The organism is Ruegeria sp. EL01, assembly GCF_900313035.1.
Taxonomy (GTDB): domain Bacteria; phylum Pseudomonadota; class Alphaproteobacteria; order Rhodobacterales; family Rhodobacteraceae; genus Ruegeria.
Genome location: NZ_OMPS01000048.1, coordinates 303,523 through 320,808, shown reverse-complemented (window position 1 = coordinate 320,808; position 17,286 = coordinate 303,523). Strand labels below are relative to the sequence as shown.

At 54.5% G+C, this 17,286-nt stretch carries 32 protein-coding genes; 12 read left to right on the top strand and 20 right to left on the bottom strand.

Annotation, left to right across the window (positions count from 1 at the left end; genetic code table 11):
* Positions 1–142 precede the first annotated feature (142 nt).
* The 19 genes from D9K61_RS25810 to D9K61_RS25730 all read right to left on the bottom strand — a co-directional run bounded on the left by D9K61_RS25810 (position 143) and on the right by D9K61_RS25730 (position 10,762).
* Positions 143–352 (bottom strand): hypothetical protein, encoded by a 210-nt coding sequence (locus D9K61_RS25810; protein WP_120636063.1) that lies wholly within the window; start codon positions 350–352, stop codon positions 143–145.
* Positions 349–1,890 carry a DNA cytosine methyltransferase gene (locus D9K61_RS25805; protein ID WP_216825849.1) on the bottom strand — a complete coding sequence of 514 codons (1,542 nt, stop codon included), beginning with the start codon at positions 1,888–1,890 and terminating at the stop codon, positions 349–351. Before D9K61_RS25805 ends, D9K61_RS25810 begins: the two co-directional genes overlap by 4 nt.
* The gene (locus D9K61_RS27140; protein WP_162947039.1) at positions 1,890–2,114 is read right to left on the bottom strand and encodes a hypothetical protein; all 225 of its coding nucleotides are present in this window, start codon (positions 2,112–2,114) and stop codon (positions 1,890–1,892) included. The genes D9K61_RS25805 and D9K61_RS27140 overlap by 1 nt, the downstream gene beginning before the upstream one ends.
* Entirely contained in the window at positions 2,111–2,965 is an 855-nt protein-coding gene (locus D9K61_RS25795; RefSeq protein WP_120636062.1) for a DNA adenine methylase, read from the bottom strand. Before D9K61_RS25795 ends, D9K61_RS27140 begins: the two co-directional genes overlap by 4 nt.
* A 64-nt stretch (positions 2,966–3,029) precedes the next feature.
* A complete protein-coding gene (locus tag D9K61_RS25790) occupies positions 3,030–3,299 on the bottom strand; it encodes a hypothetical protein (protein ID WP_120636061.1) in 270 nt (89 codons plus the stop codon).
* 83 nt (positions 3,300–3,382) lie between these two features.
* Positions 3,383–3,811, bottom strand: a complete 429-nt coding sequence (locus tag D9K61_RS25785) for a hypothetical protein (RefSeq protein WP_120636060.1) — start codon at positions 3,809–3,811, stop codon at positions 3,383–3,385.
* A 22-nt stretch (positions 3,812–3,833) separates the two neighbouring features.
* Positions 3,834–4,157, bottom strand: a complete 324-nt coding sequence (locus D9K61_RS27945; protein WP_371688498.1) for a nuclease domain-containing protein — start codon at positions 4,155–4,157, stop codon at positions 3,834–3,836.
* Positions 4,158–4,204: 47 nt separating this feature from the next.
* Entirely contained in the window at positions 4,205–4,552 is a 348-nt protein-coding gene (locus tag D9K61_RS25775; RefSeq protein ID WP_120636058.1) for a hypothetical protein, read from the bottom strand.
* 2 nt (positions 4,553–4,554) lie between these two features.
* Positions 4,555–5,397 carry a hypothetical protein gene (locus tag D9K61_RS25770; RefSeq protein ID WP_120636057.1) on the bottom strand — a complete coding sequence of 281 codons (843 nt, stop codon included), beginning with the start codon at positions 5,395–5,397 and terminating at the stop codon, positions 4,555–4,557.
* Positions 5,390–5,665 carry a hypothetical protein gene (locus D9K61_RS25765; protein ID WP_162947037.1) on the bottom strand — a complete coding sequence of 92 codons (276 nt, stop codon included), beginning with the start codon at positions 5,663–5,665 and terminating at the stop codon, positions 5,390–5,392. Before D9K61_RS25765 ends, D9K61_RS25770 begins: the two co-directional genes overlap by 8 nt.
* Positions 5,666–5,998: 333 nt before the next feature.
* Positions 5,999–6,415, bottom strand: coding sequence for a hypothetical protein (locus D9K61_RS25760; protein ID WP_120636055.1), 417 nt, complete (start codon positions 6,413–6,415; stop codon positions 5,999–6,001).
* A gap of 17 nt (positions 6,416–6,432) precedes the next feature.
* Positions 6,433–7,419, bottom strand: a complete 987-nt coding sequence (locus D9K61_RS25755; RefSeq protein ID WP_120636054.1) for a PD-(D/E)XK nuclease-like domain-containing protein — start codon at positions 7,417–7,419, stop codon at positions 6,433–6,435.
* Positions 7,416–7,970, bottom strand: a complete 555-nt coding sequence (locus tag D9K61_RS25750) for a helix-turn-helix domain-containing protein (protein WP_120636053.1) — start codon at positions 7,968–7,970, stop codon at positions 7,416–7,418. Before D9K61_RS25750 ends, D9K61_RS25755 begins: the two co-directional genes overlap by 4 nt.
* A 106-nt stretch (positions 7,971–8,076) precedes the next feature.
* The gene (locus D9K61_RS27135; protein WP_162947036.1) at positions 8,077–8,223 is read right to left on the bottom strand and encodes a hypothetical protein; all 147 of its coding nucleotides are present in this window, start codon (positions 8,221–8,223) and stop codon (positions 8,077–8,079) included.
* Positions 8,220–8,573: a hypothetical protein gene (locus D9K61_RS27130; RefSeq protein WP_162947035.1), complete on the bottom strand. Its 354-nt coding sequence runs from the start codon at positions 8,571–8,573 to the stop codon at positions 8,220–8,222. Before D9K61_RS27130 ends, D9K61_RS27135 begins: the two co-directional genes overlap by 4 nt.
* Before the next feature lie 5 nt (positions 8,574–8,578).
* Positions 8,579–8,887, bottom strand: a complete 309-nt coding sequence (locus D9K61_RS25745) for a hypothetical protein (RefSeq protein WP_120636052.1) — start codon at positions 8,885–8,887, stop codon at positions 8,579–8,581.
* A 127-nt stretch (positions 8,888–9,014) separates the two neighbouring features.
* Positions 9,015–9,590 (bottom strand): acyl-homoserine-lactone synthase, encoded by a 576-nt coding sequence (locus D9K61_RS25740; protein WP_120636051.1) that lies wholly within the window; start codon positions 9,588–9,590, stop codon positions 9,015–9,017.
* Between the two features lie 88 nt (positions 9,591–9,678).
* Positions 9,679–10,263, bottom strand: coding sequence for an autoinducer binding domain-containing protein (locus D9K61_RS25735; protein ID WP_162947034.1), 585 nt, complete (start codon positions 10,261–10,263; stop codon positions 9,679–9,681).
* A 166-nt stretch (positions 10,264–10,429) separates the two neighbouring features.
* A complete protein-coding gene (locus D9K61_RS25730) occupies positions 10,430–10,762 on the bottom strand; it encodes a hypothetical protein (RefSeq protein ID WP_120636049.1) in 333 nt (110 codons plus the stop codon).
* 144 nt (positions 10,763–10,906) lie between these two features.
* On the opposite strand from D9K61_RS25730, the gene D9K61_RS25725 reads away from it, so the two are divergent.
* Positions 10,907–11,176: a hypothetical protein gene (locus D9K61_RS25725; RefSeq protein ID WP_120636048.1), complete on the top strand. Its 270-nt coding sequence runs from the start codon at positions 10,907–10,909 to the stop codon at positions 11,174–11,176.
* A 30-nt stretch (positions 11,177–11,206) separates the two neighbouring features.
* Here the strand turns inward: D9K61_RS25725 and D9K61_RS25720 are convergent, their stop codons facing one another.
* A complete protein-coding gene (locus tag D9K61_RS25720) occupies positions 11,207–11,770 on the bottom strand; it encodes a hypothetical protein (protein ID WP_120636047.1) in 564 nt (187 codons plus the stop codon).
* Between the two features lie 162 nt (positions 11,771–11,932).
* On the opposite strand from D9K61_RS25720, the gene D9K61_RS25715 reads away from it, so the two are divergent.
* The 11 genes from D9K61_RS25715 (at position 11,933) to D9K61_RS25670 (ending at position 17,267) form a co-directional block, all read left to right on the top strand.
* Entirely contained in the window at positions 11,933–12,421 is a 489-nt protein-coding gene (locus D9K61_RS25715; protein WP_120636046.1) for a hypothetical protein, read from the top strand.
* Positions 12,418–12,741 carry a hypothetical protein gene (locus D9K61_RS25710; protein ID WP_120636045.1) on the top strand — a complete coding sequence of 108 codons (324 nt, stop codon included), beginning with the start codon at positions 12,418–12,420 and terminating at the stop codon, positions 12,739–12,741. Before D9K61_RS25715 ends, D9K61_RS25710 begins: the two co-directional genes overlap by 4 nt.
* Positions 12,738–12,887 (top strand): hypothetical protein, encoded by a 150-nt coding sequence (locus D9K61_RS27125; RefSeq protein ID WP_162947033.1) that lies wholly within the window; start codon positions 12,738–12,740, stop codon positions 12,885–12,887. The genes D9K61_RS25710 and D9K61_RS27125 overlap by 4 nt, the downstream gene beginning before the upstream one ends.
* A gap of 191 nt (positions 12,888–13,078) precedes the next feature.
* On the top strand, positions 13,079–13,390 hold the full coding sequence (locus tag D9K61_RS27940; RefSeq protein ID WP_120636202.1) for an AP2 domain-containing protein: 312 nt from the start codon (positions 13,079–13,081) through the stop codon (positions 13,388–13,390).
* A complete protein-coding gene (locus tag D9K61_RS25700; RefSeq protein ID WP_120636044.1) occupies positions 13,390–13,950 on the top strand; it encodes a hypothetical protein in 561 nt (186 codons plus the stop codon). Before D9K61_RS27940 ends, D9K61_RS25700 begins: the two co-directional genes overlap by 1 nt.
* Positions 13,950–14,291, top strand: coding sequence for a hypothetical protein (locus D9K61_RS25695; RefSeq protein ID WP_120636043.1), 342 nt, complete (start codon positions 13,950–13,952; stop codon positions 14,289–14,291). Before D9K61_RS25700 ends, D9K61_RS25695 begins: the two co-directional genes overlap by 1 nt.
* Complete coding sequence (locus D9K61_RS25690; RefSeq protein WP_162947032.1) at positions 14,257–14,466, top strand: hypothetical protein; 210 nt, start codon at positions 14,257–14,259, stop codon at positions 14,464–14,466. Before D9K61_RS25695 ends, D9K61_RS25690 begins: the two co-directional genes overlap by 35 nt.
* Complete coding sequence (locus tag D9K61_RS25685) at positions 14,463–15,317, top strand: helix-turn-helix domain-containing protein (RefSeq protein ID WP_120636041.1); 855 nt, start codon at positions 14,463–14,465, stop codon at positions 15,315–15,317. Before D9K61_RS25690 ends, D9K61_RS25685 begins: the two co-directional genes overlap by 4 nt.
* On the top strand, positions 15,314–15,670 hold the full coding sequence (locus D9K61_RS25680) for a hypothetical protein (RefSeq protein ID WP_120636040.1): 357 nt from the start codon (positions 15,314–15,316) through the stop codon (positions 15,668–15,670). The genes D9K61_RS25685 and D9K61_RS25680 overlap by 4 nt, the downstream gene beginning before the upstream one ends.
* A complete protein-coding gene (locus tag D9K61_RS25675) occupies positions 15,667–17,070 on the top strand; it encodes a DnaB-like helicase C-terminal domain-containing protein (RefSeq protein ID WP_120636039.1) in 1,404 nt (467 codons plus the stop codon). The genes D9K61_RS25680 and D9K61_RS25675 overlap by 4 nt, the downstream gene beginning before the upstream one ends.
* Entirely contained in the window at positions 17,070–17,267 is a 198-nt protein-coding gene (locus D9K61_RS25670; protein ID WP_120636038.1) for a hypothetical protein, read from the top strand. Before D9K61_RS25675 ends, D9K61_RS25670 begins: the two co-directional genes overlap by 1 nt.
* Positions 17,268–17,286: the final 19 nt, after the last annotated feature.

Genomic DNA, 17,286 nt, shown 5'->3' with positions numbered 1-17,286 from the left:
GGTGGTAATCATCTAAAAATCTCCCATACGATTACGGCGGTAACTGCGACTGCAACGATCTGCAGCGCTTTGAACATCCACATGGTTCTGCGGTGCTGTCGACGGCTTCCTTTAGGCAGCCAGTGGCGGGAATGGTGGCGGTTCATGGGATCAGCCCGCCTGACATCTGAGTGACCTGGGCGTCCTCGTCGTAGGTGGCGTGAGGATTGCGGTCTGCATCGGTTTCGATTGCCGCAAGTTTCCGCTCGAACGCCTCGATCGTTGCAATTGCCCTATTGCGACCGGCCGCTGAGGTTCCCTGAAGCAACGTCTTGGTGCGGGTTGTTTCTTGCGGGTGGGTTAGGTCGGTCATCCTGAATCCTGACTGGCAAACAACTCTTCAACCATTCTGATCCGCTCGAAGATGTACTGACCGCTATTGACGGCCCATGAGTTCCCGAGGGCCTTGTAACGGGGGCCATCAGGGCATTTTTCGGCAGGTCTGTTGCGCCAAGGGATAGCCGTCCAATCGTCGGGAAAGCCCATTAGGCGCTCACATTCTGTGGGGGTCAGGCGACGGACAGCCCAGGGAACGGCGACATAACTACGACTTGACCCTCCTGAGGCAGCGCGGACACTGGCGGTGTCGTGCGGGCCTTCAGGCATCGCTCCTCCCTCACGGCCACGCATGTCAAAAGCAACCGCCGGCGGATGCGCTCCCGCCGCCGGCGGGTGACACGGATCACCCGGCTTGGGGTTGCTGAAATTGCCGGGGCTGGTCACCTGAGTTGTGTCGAAAGCCACTGCAGCATGACCGCCGGCGCTTTGGTGGCTGTTGTGGTGTCCCATTGATCGCAAAGGTGGGTGTGACCCGTCCTCTGAGACCTGTACTTCCGTGCCCTTGCAATCGAAGGCAACCGGCACAATCGGCGTCCCGCGGCCCGTCCCATCCTCACTGGCATCGAAACCTTCAGCTTTCAAGGTGTGGGCGACAACTGCGGAAAAGTCGGCCTCGGGCAGCGCGCCCTTACGTTCTCTTGCGGTTAGACAGGGCGCGGCGTCGTGAGATGTGATCAGTGTGTCCTGATCTTCTCTGTGGCTGAGCTGTGGTTGCGCCCGTAGTGATCGGGCCGTCTCAGGTACTAGTCCACCGCCACAGTCAAAGTCTGTTCCGAGTCCACCACCTGCTGAAGGGCGTGCGCTAACTGTGGGGGCAACGTTTTTCCCCGCTTCTCGGCGCGGCGGAGGATGCCCGCACAGGCTTTCGCGGTCAAATAGAACCGCTGCGGCACGGCGCCAATCTCCAAGATATCCGACAAAGAACAGACGGTCGCGTCGCTGAGGGACAGCGCGTGCGAAACCCGGTGTTTGGATGTATTGAGCGTCAAGATGGATGAACCCGCCATGATAGTTGAGTTCTGCCGCCCCGGCCATGAAACACCAAAGCGCATGGCTTTCGACACTTGTGTATTCGTCAGTGACCACGATCTCTTCCCCGTCTCTGGGTCCGTCGTCACTGTCCAGGTCGATGTCCGGTGGACTTTGATCGGGAGCCTCGTGGGAAAGCGCGGATAGAACGCCGGGGACGTTTTCCCAGACCAGCCACCGGGGGCGATATCGTTCAGCAATGGCAAGATATGTGAGGGCGAGGTTCCCCCTTGGGTCAGCAAGGCCTTTTCGAAGGCCAGCGATCGAGAACGACTGACAGGGGGTTCCTCCGCAGAGAACATCGATGTTTGCATCCGGCCATCCCTTGAATTTAGTCATGTCCCCGAGGTTGACAGCGTCGGGGAAGTGCTCTTTGAGAACTGCACATGGGAACGGCTCGATCTCGGACTGGTAGCGCCAGTCGATCCATGGGGCTGCGCGTTCTGGTGCCCCTATGCCGCTGCAGACGGTCATGCCGATCATCAGTACATCGCCCCTTCCATGGCTTGGTTCTTGAGCTTGTCCCAGATGCGGGTGAGGTGGCGTCCCTGTGATCGGTCGCCTTTGTTCCAGCGGCGTTTCCGCTTGAACCAGATCCGGCGCAGACGCTTTGATGTGGTCGACCAGTGCTTGCCGCAGATCCATTCGTCATACGGCTCAGCTGTAGTGCGGGCGCAGAAGGGGATGCAGCAGGACAGGCGGGTCATGATGAGACGCCTTCGAACAAGCCGCCAATTGGCCGGTGATCTGGGTCAAAGTTTAGCCACAGAACCTCAGTGCGCTTTCGGGCACCGTCAGCCAGTGCTTCACATTCGACGCGATGCCAATCGGATAATGCGCCCTCATAGATTGGGTGAGCGTAACCGGAAATGAGAACACGGCCGGTTGCTGATTGGAGAATTGACAGCAGCTCTAAATGAGCGTCGTCAGTCATTTCGTGGGCATAGCGATGGTGCAGGGTCTCGGAACTGCGCTGGCTCGACCTGGTGTCGTGCACATAAGGCGGGTCAACATAGAACAGGGTGTCAGCCCCATCGTGTTTTTGTATTACATCAACAGCCGGTTTGTTCTCGATGATCACGCCCCGCATGCGGTCGACCACCTGAACGAGCGCTGTCGGGAAGCCAGCCCAATCGATTGCTGGTGTTGTTCCTGATTTTTTGCTATCGGCACGGAACCCCGTTGATTGCCGATTGACTGCCAAACCAGAACCGAAGCCCATTGCAGATCTAGCAACCAGGCGACGGGCCATCTCGATCGGATCATCAGTTTCCTGATAAGTCTCTGCGAACTCATCGCGAGAAAACGGCGTCAACTTCACGGCTTCGACCAGGCGTTGAGCATCGTCAGATCGCAGCACCCGAAATAGATTGACCACATCGGCGCTAAGATCGTTGTAGACCTCTGAATAGGAGCGGTCTTTTCGCAACAGCACTGATGCCCCGCCCCCGAATGGCTCAACGTAACAGCGGTGTTCCGGGAAGTGCGAGATGATCCATGGGGCCAAGCGCCATTTGCCGCCATGGTATCTTAGGACCGGGCGTGTCGGCTGGTTCATGCGTCACCCATCAGCGCAGCGGGGAAGCCGTTGTGTTCAGCCCATTCGATCTTGGTTTGCTGGGTCATGCCCTGTCGCCCAGAAGCGCATTAATCCGGTCGATTTCGCGATCAATCAGAGCCTTTGGGGGGAGGTTTTCGTCGTTCTTTGCACGCAGTCTGTATGGAACCGACATTGTAAGCTTGGGGTGTTGGTACTCCTTCAAGCCGTCCAGCAGGTCGCGCGCAACCATCAGTTCGGCCTGGCACTTGGTCAACAGAGCGTTGGCATTATCGATGACATCCGAAACCGATTTGCACTCTTCGAAGTGTTCTTTGACTGTGTTCTTAGGCATTTCGTATCTCCTGTTTCCGCTCCCCGTCACTCACCAACGGGAAGCGGCGCCCGGCACCATGCAGGGCGTTCAATTCTCGTTCCTCAGAAGCCGAAGCCGCCATTAATCCCGACAACAACATCGCTGCCGTTGGACCCAATCATCAGGCCCATGCTCGCGCGGTTGTTGATGCGGTGGTTCCAACCGATAGCCCCGACGGTGGACCCGTCTCGGAAGGCCAAACCCCCGGCCAGATAGTTCGGCTGGGTGAAATCCATTTGGAGGGTGGACAGAGCCAAGGCGAGATCAGCGCGGATGGTGTTGTCTTTGATCCCGTCGGCAAATTGTGCGCGCTGCTGTTCGAGATCCTGTTCCCGCTGGACAGAGAGCGGAAACGGCAAGCTCGGATGTTTCTCTTTGACAACATCGGGAACGATTGCCGGTGCGTCTGGAACAGCGGCCGAACCGGAGAATGGATCAGCGGCGGCAGCGCTTGCGGTAAGAATGAGAATGGTTGCAATGACGTTTTTCATCAGATGGTTCTCCGTTGTGAAATCAAATCAATTCGCTGTCGGGGATCACGATCAGGCCTGCGCTTATCCATCGAGAGATCGTCGCCTGATTGGCGCGCATGACCTGGTGCCAAAACGCTGATGGATAACTGTCTCGGATTATGTGTCCGCGAGGGTCAACGCAGGCCAAAAGGTCGTGACAAAGACGGCATCCCGCAGCAACGAAAACGTCACTGACTTTGGTCGAAGTGCCCTTGCCTATAGATCCCTCAATGTGGCACCCGACAACAGTTTCGGGCGACTCACACTTCAGGCCTATGAAGCCCGCTATGCGCAACTCACAAGGCATTTTTTCACATTCCTGCATCAAGTCATCTGACCTGACCTTGATCAGCAAGTTCGGGTTGAACTGGTTCATGAGCCGACCTCCGGCTTACCGCCCAGGCCACACCAACCCAGCTCAGGCTTCGCGGGCACCCCATACGCCTCAGGATCGTTCATCACGTTGGCGACGGCCTTCTTGTGGTACAGGTGTTGCGGCTTTGCTTTGTCGCCGGTTTCCTTGGCCTTTTCCTGAGCCAACATCGCCTCTTCCCGCTTGATCGCACCCAGGAAACGGGGATCACTTGCCGGAAGGGGCAGCCAGCGCCACATGATGCATTTGTCGGCGTCACAGTTCGGGCCCGCCTTCTTGTCGAATGTGCGTGCCAACGGGCAAGCAAACGTCTCACGGGCCTCTTTTGGTTTTAGAAAACTGCTCATGCTCATCCCTCGGCCTCCGAGTTCAGGGCCCATTGCTGTTTGAACCCGGCCATCCAATGCGCCTTCTGTTCGATCTGATCATCGCCATAGGGGCAGTCAGCCGCCGTCTTGTCGTTGTTGGCAGCGGTGACACCCTCGGCGAACTCAAACGCAGATGGGTCCGCGTCTGGTTCATCCTGGCTGTCTTCCTCTGCGGGAAGGATTTCGCTATCGATTGGATCACCGGGTTCCTGCTCAGACGGTTCCCCCGCCTCGTTCTGTTGCTGCAAGCGTTGGGCAAGGTTCTGAGACGCAGCATCGGCCTGTTCTGATCGCTCTTTCAGGTCGGCCAAGTGGTTCCGCAAGAAATCACGGTGCCGTTTACCCTCATCGCTGTTCCAAAACTGGGTGAACGCGTCTTTGCCTTCATCGGCTGCCTCGCGAGCCCGCAATAGAATCTCTTCGTTCTTGCTGCCAGCGAGTGGCTTAACTACGTACTCGTTGCGCCTGGCTCGTGTCGTCGTCAGCATCAGAGACTGAGCGCGATCAATGTGGCTCATGTGGCTGATGCGAATACCGCCGACTTTGATGCCGCCGAATTTGACCTCCGGGTCATTGTACAGCGTCATAGATCTACCGGGGTATGCAGTACCATCTGCCCCCCAAACCTGTACTAGAACACGGCGCATAGAGAGGCAGGGCTTATAAGGCTTGTTGTTGTCACCCTCAAAGTAAACTGAGACCGGTTGATCTGAGCCTTCTTGACCCTGTACACGGGTGACAGTGACCGTCTTAGGCCCTGCGATCAGATCATCTGCGTTCAGCTGATCACTCTTTGGCGCAATGGTTTTGGAAAGATCAGTCATTGTTGATACCTTCCAGGCCACCAGCCTGAATCCATTCGTCGACTCGCTCAGGCGAACCATGGCAGCCAATCGGAGCTCGATTGTGCAGCCAAACACAAAGATCGAACATGCTTGCGCGGTTGGTTTCGTCGGCGCGGTTAAAAGCACCCATCAAGTCATTCGACAGAAATGCCCTGCCAAAAGAGCCCATCGGAATGCCCTTTTCGATGTAAAGGCGAAACCCGTCCTGCATGTGGGCGGGCAAGGGGGAATAGTCCAAGTCAGTCATTGTTCACCTCTGTGTTTTCATCTTCTTCGGAAGGGTCGATCAGCGGGACGCCGCCACGATCCAAACCCATCGGGCCGGGCTGAACTCCGCAGTGGCGACAGACGAAGACACCAGCGCGCCGCCTGGTAATTCGTTTCGCTCCACACTTTCGACAGTCCATCCGGGTAATCCTTTGATTTGTTTCGGGATTAGGAGACACGCACTTCGCCCAACGGCCCCACGCGCTATTGCCCCCTAATCCCCGAACGCAGAGAGAAGTTCTCTCAAGTTCCAAACATTGCGCATGCAATGTTTGCTCAACCGCTCCTATGGGGCTTAGGCACTAGGTCACGGTTATTCGGTGACGCCCTCATCCTTGTGATTGACGAGTGCGAGGGTGTTGATTTCATCTTCATGATCGGCCAGCAGAGACTTCCGCAGCTCAGCCCGTTTGCGCTTTTTCTCGGCGGTTTGGACGGCCGCGATGATTTCGCCTTCCTTGGCCAAAACACCGTCGAAGGCAGCGGCATCAATGCGCTGGACCGCCCACTTGATCTTGGGGGAGTTGTCAAAATCAATGTCGATGTCGACATTTTTGACCTTCACAACAGTCATCCCGTGCCGTGTGTCAGTCTGAACCGCGACAAGATCGTCAACCTTGATGGTCTGGTCGAACGTCTTGAAAACAGTGATCGGCCCGTTTTCCTCATATTCACAAGCAATTGCGCGGATATCGTCATTGACCAGAAATAGAATGGTGGAATTGTTCATCGGTGTTTCCTCTCGGTTCAAAGGTTTGGCATTTCGCCGTTGGCCTGCATTTCGGACAGGCGTTCGGTCATTGATGGGGGGAATTCGTAGGTCAGGATCTCGGCCCCAGCGCCGGGCCAATCTCCGGTATCGAGGCCGTGCTTGATCTTGTTGAGACCATCACGGATCAGGACACGCGACCAATACAGCGTGTCGGTCTCAACGATTGTGGGGATCACATCGTATGGTTCCGAGGTCTGACACATGACCAATCCGCATTTCTCTGCGGTGGTATGGAACACATGCTCGGCACCCATAAGGCCCATTGCCATCTGCAAGGGATAGCCAAAGTCTGTGATCGATCGTTGTGCGGCCAGGCGCAGGTTCTTACCCTTGGGCGCGAAGGTCTTCAAATCGCCGAAGTCGTAGCCATTTGTCGGGATGCAATCGACCCGGCTTTTCAGCCATAACCCTGTGATTTCGTCCTGCCAGACCAGCGAGACCTCAACCAAATCGGATTTCAAAATTTCAATGGCAAGCGGATTGGCGTTCAGGTTTTCCGCCATAAAGAAAATGCGCTCGACCAGTTCCTCTTTGAGCAAGAGACGGCCTGCAGCTTTCGCGTCAAAGGCCTCCCAAAACTCAGCACCTTCTTCCGCTGCCTCCGACCAAAATCCATTCTTCTCAAACGCTTTGATCTGCGTGGCTGTTGGGCGACGTGGTGCATCCTTGGGGATGTAGATGAAATTCTCGTCAAAAACCTCATCGCCCAGAACCAATGAGTGAGCGGCCTTTCCAAGGATCAGGCTGTCGGTATGGTCTTTCTTGGGGTAGCGGTTCGGGTTCCCGTCAAAGGCCTTCCAGAACGCGTGCGGGCTTTCGAGTGCCGCCTTGCGAATTCCCGTCGACGATACCGACGGGCCGGGGCAAACACCTTGGCTGTGATACCAATCCATGCTCATCCGGTACGCACCGGGGCCAGGCACGGTTTGGCCGTCTGGGATATCGGTGATTGTCAGGCTCATAGATTCTCCATGTGGTAGAAACGATCCCACAACTTGCTTGCTGGTGTTTTGCTGGGATCACCGTTCAATGGCGGGCGCAGAAGCCTAATAAAAAAGCCTTCATAGTCATTGAGTTCGTAGGGTTCGCAGGGGAAAACTTGAACTTTATCAAAGGCTTTATCGGCTCGATGCGTGTTTATCCGCTGAACGATGTTTCGAGACTGCCCGACATAAACAACGTGACCATTCAGTATTAGGAAATAGACCCCACTTCGCGGCAGTCTGTCCGGGTTAAACTCCACGACTGAATTCGCGTCCATACGATCCAGTACTGCCGCTGCAACTGGGTTCGTCACCACGATTTTTGCTGTGGGTGCTGGTTCTTGGCTCGCAACATGAAAGGAAAGGTTTGGATATGCTCTTTGTAAATCAGCCTTCGCCCAACGGCGAGAGCCCCCAATCTTTGTGGATCGTGGCAATTTCCCTTGCTTTGCGTGCCGCCAAACAGTGCTAACGCCGATACCTAGTATTTCTGCAACTTGAGGTGCTCTTAGAAATTCCTGTTGAGACATGATGGCCTTCTTGTTTGCGCTGTAGAAAAGGGGCGGACAGCCTCAATCGAGGTTGAAAGCCGTCCGCCAGTTGGACGCAGGGAGTACGGACCCCTGCGAGAGGCATTCAGATGGGTACGAAGGAAAGAAGCTTAGGCAGTACGATCAGCCAGACGATCAGCGCCATCGCCCACGTCGCGCTATCACGAACGACATCCGTGCCATTGCTCGGTGTATCGTCCATGTCTTCAACGCTGGGAATGAAATCGATCATAGCGAAACTCCTGTCATCCAAAGGAAAAATGAAGAGTAGAGCGTATCCGCCGCCAGTAGCGTGATCAGGCAAGTGGCCGCTGCGATCAGCATCAGCCAGACTGGGGGCAGCGCATCGTAGAGGCTGTCCCTGCGCATCTGCGGGGCATTCAGTCGCTCGAACGCTCGGTTAAGGGTTTGAGGGCGCTTCCCTGCGTGGGGAGGAAAGGAAGCGCCCTCTGACGCGCGCCCGTACTCGTTAAACCGAACACTGGTTACGGGATGCGCGGGGGATTCCGACCGATGTGATTTGCCGTGAGTGGCGCTGGCTGGTGTTGCCTTTGGGTCGGAAGAAAAAACTGTGCGGAACATGTCGATCACTCCGCCGCCATTGCTGGATAGGGGCTGCGGTAGATCGCAACCTCGGCGTCTGTGAAACGCTGGCCTAACCGATTGAGGGCTACCGCCTCATCAAATGTCGTCGCAAGAACGAAGCAATCATAGGCGGCGTCAGGATAGACCGGAGGCTCGTTTGCCTTGAACAGGGCTTCTGATTGGTCGTTAGCCAACGATCCACCGGACCAGAAAGGTGCGCCCGTTTCGTGATCGCTGCCACGGCGAAAGACCACGTAGAAAGGACGCTCCGAGACCGGGCATCGGCTGGTGATGTCGTTTGCTGTGATCATTGTTGCCTCCTGTGTGTGCCCCGCGATCTGCTTTCGCGTCTTCGGCGGGGCGCCCGGTGTTGGGCTATGGAGACATCGTTATAGTTTGAAAACTATTTTGGCAAGAGAAAAAATAGTTGAGAAACTATCAAAGTTTCAGCCAGCCTACAGTGTGAGGAATGCCGTCAATATCGGCGATCACGTCGTGTTCAACGACTTCAAAGCCAAAGCGACGGAATATCCGATAGATTTTGCACGGCATGAGCGCCACAAGCTGCTCACCACCCAATGATCGAGCAGTAGTTGCCGTCTTGCAGACAATTTCCCTCTGAACCTTCATTGCCTTTTTGGGGCTGAGGTCGCGCCGAACAAAGAACCGGGTGGCTTCGTATATCCGATGATCTCTGGGCAAGTCCGCGGGGATCATTTCAACGGGTATTCCACTAATTAGGCCATCCTGGGCGTCCTTAAGCATGTAGCTTTCTTGCCCATAGCTGGGTGCGTCGGTACGCAGGAGGCGAGATCCGCCGACGCAATGGCCGTCTTCCATAACGATAATCCATTGTGCACCTGGTCTGTCGTACCAATCGAACTCAAGGGTATCGGTATGGGGAAGTTCCCATCCCTTTTTGTCGACAAACTCATCCTTCCTGAGTTGCCAGTATTCATTCCAGGCATTTCCTGCCTGATGGATGTTTGAAAAATCCACAGCTATTGATTGCATGCAAATGCTCCTTAAGGGTGTCCCTAAGGAGTTGTAGACGTCGCGCTATCAGTTCGGAATGCTCAGGTCTCGGCTGTGCCTGACTGGGCTATTGATTGCGTAGTACCCGAAGTAACTGAGCGTCGGAGTTGACTTGGTATTTTTTGAACAAACGTCGTTTCGCTGTCTTTAGTCCGTCAGGAGTGACACCAAGGATCTCTGCAATCTGCGCCATTGGCAGCCCCACACCCAACAAGTCAACAAGACCCTGCTGTGATTTCGTGAGAGGTTCGATAACCACTTCTGATCTTTGCACGATCCGCGCCATTGATGATTGTACGAAACTAAGATCTGAATCGCTAACTTCACCATCGTGGTAAGCGCTGACTACATAACCACCGCAGGACAACCCAAACCCTTGCTTTAGGCCAAAGTCTCGCGCCGCGTTCATAACCGGATTTTTCTTCATTCGTTTGTGGATATCGCTCCACCTGAGCGGTGTTTCACCAGCCAATGCGCAATATGGTAACGGGTCAAGTTTCTGAAAATTATTAACAAAATAGAATTTTTGCCATTGATCATCAAATGTGGAGGTGAAATCCAATTCACCTGTATGAAATCCAGTGCCAATTGCATATCGTTCGAAGCCAATCTTGGTCAGCTCATCTCCCAAAAGTTGTAATGTACTTGTCATATTCATTTTCCATTGATATCAAATTAGGACCCCCTAGGGGTGCATTTGATAGTTATGAAATAGATATTAAACTACAAGGGCAGCGGGATGGATTCGAAGACGCGGCTATTTAGTGTGGTCGAAAAAATACAGAATGAACGTGGGGATGATGGGGTAGTAGAGGCGCTTACGATATTAGAAAAGCTTCTAGTATCCGAACCGCCTGAGGAAGCTTCGATTTGTCGGCCTGCTCGACCAAGTTCATAATCTTAGCCTTCGGATCTTCCTCGCCGTCGAGGAACAACATTCCGCTTGGGATGTTCAAGGCTTCCGACCACGCAACAAGAGCTTCTAACGGAATCGGTCGCTTAAACTTGTGCGACTGGTAGTAATACGAGTCCTGGCGTCCCGCGAGAAGCGAGAGTTCTTTCTTATCCGCGTTTAGTTGTTGGCGCTTGGTTTCGATCACATCCCACTGGTGAAGTGTTTCGGGATCTACTTTTTTTGTTCGCGTGGTCATAGTCGAAAATTAGTCGAAAAACTATTTGTGAGCAATATCAAATAAATAGACGCCCTAGGGGTTCATTTTGCACTGAACAGTAGTTCGAAAACTATTGATTGGTAATAGTTAAAAAACTATCACAGTCCAAAGTGAGGACTGTTTATGTGGCGAAAGTTCGATGTTCCAGCATCTGAGGATGTGATTCGGAAGGCAGCAAACGAAGCTCTTCCCGAAGTTTTGGAAGCAACAGGCAAGAAGAAAACCCAACTGAGCAAAGAGTTGTTCAACTGCCCATCTGCTTTGGGGCGGTTCCTGAATGGAAAAGAGTTCAGTCACAACCGCCTCAGAAGGTTGGTCGAAGGATTTGACGACGCTCTGGCGGCTCAACCTGCCTCGGGATGTGAAGAGGGATCTCTGGCGGCGTCAGGGTGATCTATGGGTGATCGCGGAGAGGTTTCTCGGTCATTTGCATTGTCTGGCGACATCCAGCGCCCTGTCAAATCCGTAAGTGTTGAACACATAGGTGATCGGATCGCGCCCATCGCCCTGAATCGAAATCTCAGTATAGTGAGTAACCGAAAGCCATTGCTTAATGGTTTCAATTGTTTGGATGTCATCAACGTACAGGCTGTTTTCGGGGTTCGCTTCTCCAAGAGCATCGCTTTCGGAAAGCCGATCCGCCGAGATGAAATCAGCAGACATTCCAACATATCCGTCAAACCGGAACTTAACTCGGACTACATCGTCCGAAGAGCTAATGGCCTCGTCAAGACACTGCGTATCGAACAGCTGAAATCTAGCCTCCTTCAACGGCACCATGCGAACGCCATCGTGACCGAACTCGAAGTGACAGGAGAGCGAAAAAGACGGCATATCCAGCAGTGCGCCACAAGAATCAAATTCCACTGCTTTCATCGATATGTAGTCGTTGTCCGTTCTCAGAACGGAAGCAGCACCGACTTGTGTTTGTGCGTTCGCAGTCACCGGAACGACGCAAACAGCTGCCACCAAAGCCAATCTCAACATCTCAAATCTCCTGATCAAACACGTTCAACGTGTACGCGATCAGCCCGAATTTCAACCGATTACGCGGACGACGGGTCTTCGACCTGGTTTCCGGGCCTATGGGGCGCGGGCTTTGTCTGCGTTGTAGGCGCCCCATCCCAACCATCCACATAGGAGGCCATCATGGCAGAGGAAGGTAAGCAGGTAAGAGAGGCCTATGACGGGCCCGAGGTCGAACATGACCAGCTGATCAGCGAGATCGAGCGAATGATCCACAGCGAGCGGGAACGTTCGTCTGATGCGTCCGAGAGCGCCGCTGAAACCAAAGAGTTTCTGGACGAAACGGGGTTGAACAACACCGCCGTCGGCTGGGGCAAAACCATCATCAAGGATCTGGACAAGAAGAACGGCCAGCAGAAGGCGATGGACAAGGTTCGTTCGCTGAAACTGATCCTGCCAATGCTGGAAAATCATGTCGCCGGTCAAGGTACTGGCGAAATGGATCTGGAAGGCCCGCAGGATGAGGCCGAGGTCGAAGACGAACCAGTCGAAAACCCGGAACCCATGGTCCAGGACGAAGAGACCGAGGATTTCAACGCGGCCGTCGACGAGAACATGGGTGACAGCGACATCGTTCACCCCATCGATTTCGGCGGGGGTGACGCGGCATGAAATATCGCAAAAAGCCTGTTGAAATTGAAGCGGCCATGTTTGACGGAAAATTGGTCGGCAATCCGCTTCCCAATGGAACCGTTATCAAGGGCACTTGTCCGGCATGGTTTCCTGCGGTTGTTCGTGAGGTCACTGACAAACGTCGTGCGATTGATGAGTTGCGTGAAGGCGAGGTCGTTAGTTGCGGCGATAGTCTTTTGATCGGGACGCTTGAGGGTGTTCACGAGGCGAAGACCGGTGATTGGATAATCCAAGGTATCAAAGGGGAAATTTATCCCTGCAAACCGGATATCTTCACCTCAACCTACGATCCAGCATGAAGGTGATCGTCAAAGCCTTCAACGCCGGGAAGGTGTCACCGGATTCAGAGGCCAAGATCGGCCGTCTGATGAAGAAGCGGGCGGAGGATGAGGGTCATAAACCACGTCTTCCGGGTCTGCGTCAGCCGTGGAACGCGGCGTCGTGAAGATCCGTTCCGTAATAGTCTCCGGTAACAAGGTGATCGTACCCCTCACAAGGGGGTACGAGGCTGTTGTCGATTTGGCTGATCTTCATCTTGTTCAGGGTAAGAACTGGTGCGCCATTGTTCGCGGGCCAAAAGTGTATGCCGGCCGGAGTGTTTGGGTTCCGGAAGAGAAAATCTGTCGACTGGAACTTATGCATCGTGTGCTGATGGGCGAACCGTTTCAGGGAGTAGACCATCGAGACGGTGACGGCCTGAATAATCGTAGATCCAATCTCAGAACCGCAGACAAATCACAGAACGCCCGCAACACCGGAGCACACGCAGATAACCTCTCTGGCCTTAAAGGGGTTTCCTATAGTCGCCAGAGGAGGAATTGGCGAGCCGCAATTTGCGTTCGCGGAAAGCGCAAACACCTGGGAGTGTTTGACAGCCCTGAAGAAGCTCACGCGGCGTACGTACAGGCTGCTCATCAGCTTCATGGTCAATTCGCGAGGTCCGAGTGATGCAGATAGTTGCTCTGGATCTGGCTACAAATACCGGCATTGCAGTTGGACGAGCGGGAGAGAACCCGAAATGCTGGTCAATCAGTCTTGGCGATACCCCCTATGTTCGTGGGGGTATGTCTCAGGCTGACAAATTCAAGCTCGAAAGCAAACGGCTGAACAACGCGTTGATAATGACGCAAGGTTTGATCCAGTCTCATGAGCCCGACCTTCTGGTAGTTGAAGCGGCTATTGGCGGCAAAAACGCCAGTTCCTTCTTAATCAAGCTCTTCGGATGCGTGCAGGGGTGTGCAGGAAACCGACGTGTGAATATGATCCCGGTCTATCCAGCGACCGTTCGACGTCACTTCATGGGGAAGGCGAAAACCTCCCGAGATTTCCCGCACCTTAAACCAGCCAAAGCCAAACTGGCGATCAAAGAAGAGATCGAGGCGCGTTGTCGTCTGTTGGGTTGGGATGTGCCGGATCTGGACGCCGCAGATGCGGCGGCGACCTGGGATTGGGCGTGTGCGACCCAAGTCAGGGGGTTTCAGGCGAAACCAACAGGGGGGCTGTTCTGATGTTTCCCTCTCACGCGATGCAGCGGGCCTTGGAGAGATGCCCCGGTGTGTGTCCGGGCGTCCTTATCCGTGGGATCAAACACAGTGTTTTGTCGGGTGATGAAAGCATCGTTCGGTTTGTGGCACGTATCCGCAAGGAAGACTTTGTCGACCTTTACTTCATGAAGCTTTCCAACGGTTTACCTCGCTACGCGCTGGTTTGCACACCCTCTGGATACATCATCACGTTCCTTGAGCCTGGGGCCGCGATCTGGACGACGCGCGGGCAGTATTTTCTCGGACAAAACGGCTTGGAGGCCATGACCGATGAGCAACGCAAGAGCTTGTGCCGTGATGTGTAGGGCGCAGCAAAACAGCATGTGGCAACACGCCGTCAGGAAGATGCTGGGGCAGGGCTACGGGGTCGAGGATATCGCCGTGATCAAGGGCTTCAACGTCGATCACGTCAGGCGAGAGATCAGAATTCTAAGGGAAGCCGGTGAGCTTTCCGCGATTTACGAGAGGTACAGGCGATGAGCAACGAATGCGTAACAATTGCGCAGAAACGTCGGGTTGGATCGGCTACAAAGAAGGCGGTCTTGGTCTATCTCGCGGACCGGGCCAGTGATGACGGCAGTGGGATTTGGACCAGTAAGGTGCACATCGCAGCTGATACCGAGTTGTCGAAGCGATCAGTGCAGAACGCGATGACCGAATTCGAGGCTTCCGGGCTATTGGTTCGGGTCGGAAAGAAGCCCTGCAAGAACGGATACACGTTCGAATACAAGCTCAATATCGGGGTGCTTTTAGCCCTCCCAAGTACCCGTGAAGAGACGGGTGCAGGAGGTGCACCCGTGCAGGAGGTGCACCTCACACGTGCAGGAGATTCACCCCATGGGGTGCAGGAGGTGCACCCAAACCACCCTAGAACCACCCTAGAACCACCCAATACGTGTGAGTCCGATCTTTTCTCAGCAAATGAAGAGCCGGAAGTTCAACTCGAACAATCAGCCGATCAATTCGATGAGTTTTGGTCGGCATTTCCGAAGAAAGCAGGAAAAGATGCTGCGCGCAAAGCTTGGGCCAAGGCGATCAAGCGAGAAACACCTGATCGGATAATCGCGGCTGCCAAAAAATACGCGGAATGGCTGGTCAATCCGAAGCCAGGGGAGTTTCGGCCGAGCCCAAAATATCCTCAGGGTTGGCTGAATGACGGTCGCTGGGATGAGTTTCTTGGCGCAGCTGAAATCTACAACTTCGATGATCTCAACATGAACGCGCAGAACATCCTTCTGGATGGCCGCTGCCCGCCTTCGATGTTGGTCGATGGGAAACCAAACGCAACGGCTCAGTATTGGTTGAAAAAACTCGGAAAGGTGCCGGCATGAACTGGAAATTCAACGCGGATGGGTGGACTGATTGGATCGAACATGACGGCAATGGGTGCCCGAAAACTCTAATCGGCCGTGTGATCAAGGTAGAGTTCAAACTGTCTCAAGATGATGGCGAAGGCGGGACCCGTGGCCAGATTTGTTACAACGAAATTTGGGTTAGCGAACTCTATGCCTCCATTCCCGAATGGTATGATGAGAACATCGGAGAAATCTTCCAAAATCCTGAGACAGGTGAAAATTACGCTGCACCGAAAATAACGCGGTACTGCATCCGAAAGCCGAGAGGCATGGAGATTCTGGAAGGCGCTTTGACGGAGTTTGTTGAGGCAAAAGGGGTGCCGGCATGATGCATCAGCAAGTCGCGTCCTCCCCCTTGCATTCAGTCGAAGCAGAACAGCAGCTGTTGGGGGCCCTGCTCAACGACAACGGGTTGTACGATCAAATCTCATCGATGCTGACCGCCAACCATTTCTATGACCCGGTTCATGCCAGGATCTACAAGTTGGCGGCTGCACGGATCGAGAAAGATCATCTGGTTTCGCCGGTCCAAATGAAATCCGATTTCGCCGATGATGACGGTGTGAAGCAGCTGGGCGGATCCACATATTTCGCCAAGATGTCAGGGGCGGCGATAGCTTCCTTCGCGATCCGTGATTACGCGGACATGATCCGCAATATGTACGACAAACGCGAGATGACCAACCGGTTGAAGCAGATCGGGGATGAAGTCGCTGGGGGTGGTGAACCGGACGCGGCAGCAGCGGAACTGGAGTTGTTCCTGCATGAGCGGGAAGATCATTCGGATGAGCCACGGACTATGTCGTTTCTCAAAGCCCAGACGCAAGCTCTGCAACAGATGATCGATATCAACAACGGTGAGATGGTTGGTGTTCCCACTGGCATCGAGTCGCTGGATGAGGCGATGTCGCTTGTGCCCAAGAGATATACGATCCTCGGCGGTGCGACATCCATGGGGAAGACGGCCCTGGCCTTGTCGATCACCATGGCGGCAGCAAGAGCGGGCTATGGGGTTGGGTTCGTATCGCTGGAAATGCCTGAAACTGATCTTGCCAATCGCATGAATAGCTCGATTTCCCAGATCCCGTATCAAGCCTATGACCGGATGATGAGCGAGAACCAGTTCCGCAAGGTGGTCGACGCCGCGAATCAACTGGAAAGCCTGCCGCTCGAAATCTTTTCGGAACGTGTCCGCGATATCTCTGCGATCCTGTCCGAGGGGAAGAAGCTGCAACGCAAGATGAAACCAAACGGGCAGTTCAAGGGCTTCAAGTTGTTGGTTGTCGACTACATCCAGCTGGTCCGCGCCAAGGGTGAAAGCCAGCATGTACGGCTTGCCGAGGTCGCCAATGCCTTGAAGCAGGTCGCCAAGCAACTGGATGTGCACGTCTTGGCGTTGGCTCAGATCGACCGGGCCCTCGGCAAAGAGGACAACTACCACAACGCGCGGCCCAGGCTGGCTGATTTGCGTGGATCAGGTGATCTTGAGAACGCACCGGACAACGTGATGTTCGTGTTCCGCCCAGAATACTATTTGACCCGTCAGAGACCCAAGAACGAGGATGAACTAGGCGATTGGGGACACGATTTGGAGACCTGGCGGGATAAGGCCGAGATCATCATCGCCAAGGCGCGCATGGGGGAACGCAAGACGATCACCGTAGAGTGTGATCTTGCCACCAACGTGTTCAGGGATGTGCCGGATAGTCAGATGGATGCGGGGTTCTGATGAACGTTGTCGGCGAAGCCACCCGTATCAAGGCCAGGCTGCGTGCGTGTACCACAAAGGCAGAGATCGATTGTGTCGCCAATGAGGAACGGGACACCGTTATGGGGATGCGGGACGCCCCCGGCCATGGTCCCGCCCTGTTCGAGCAGATCAAGAACTTGAAGCAGTACATGCTAAGGCGCAAAGCCAGACAGTAGGGGGCCGCAAGGCCCCTTT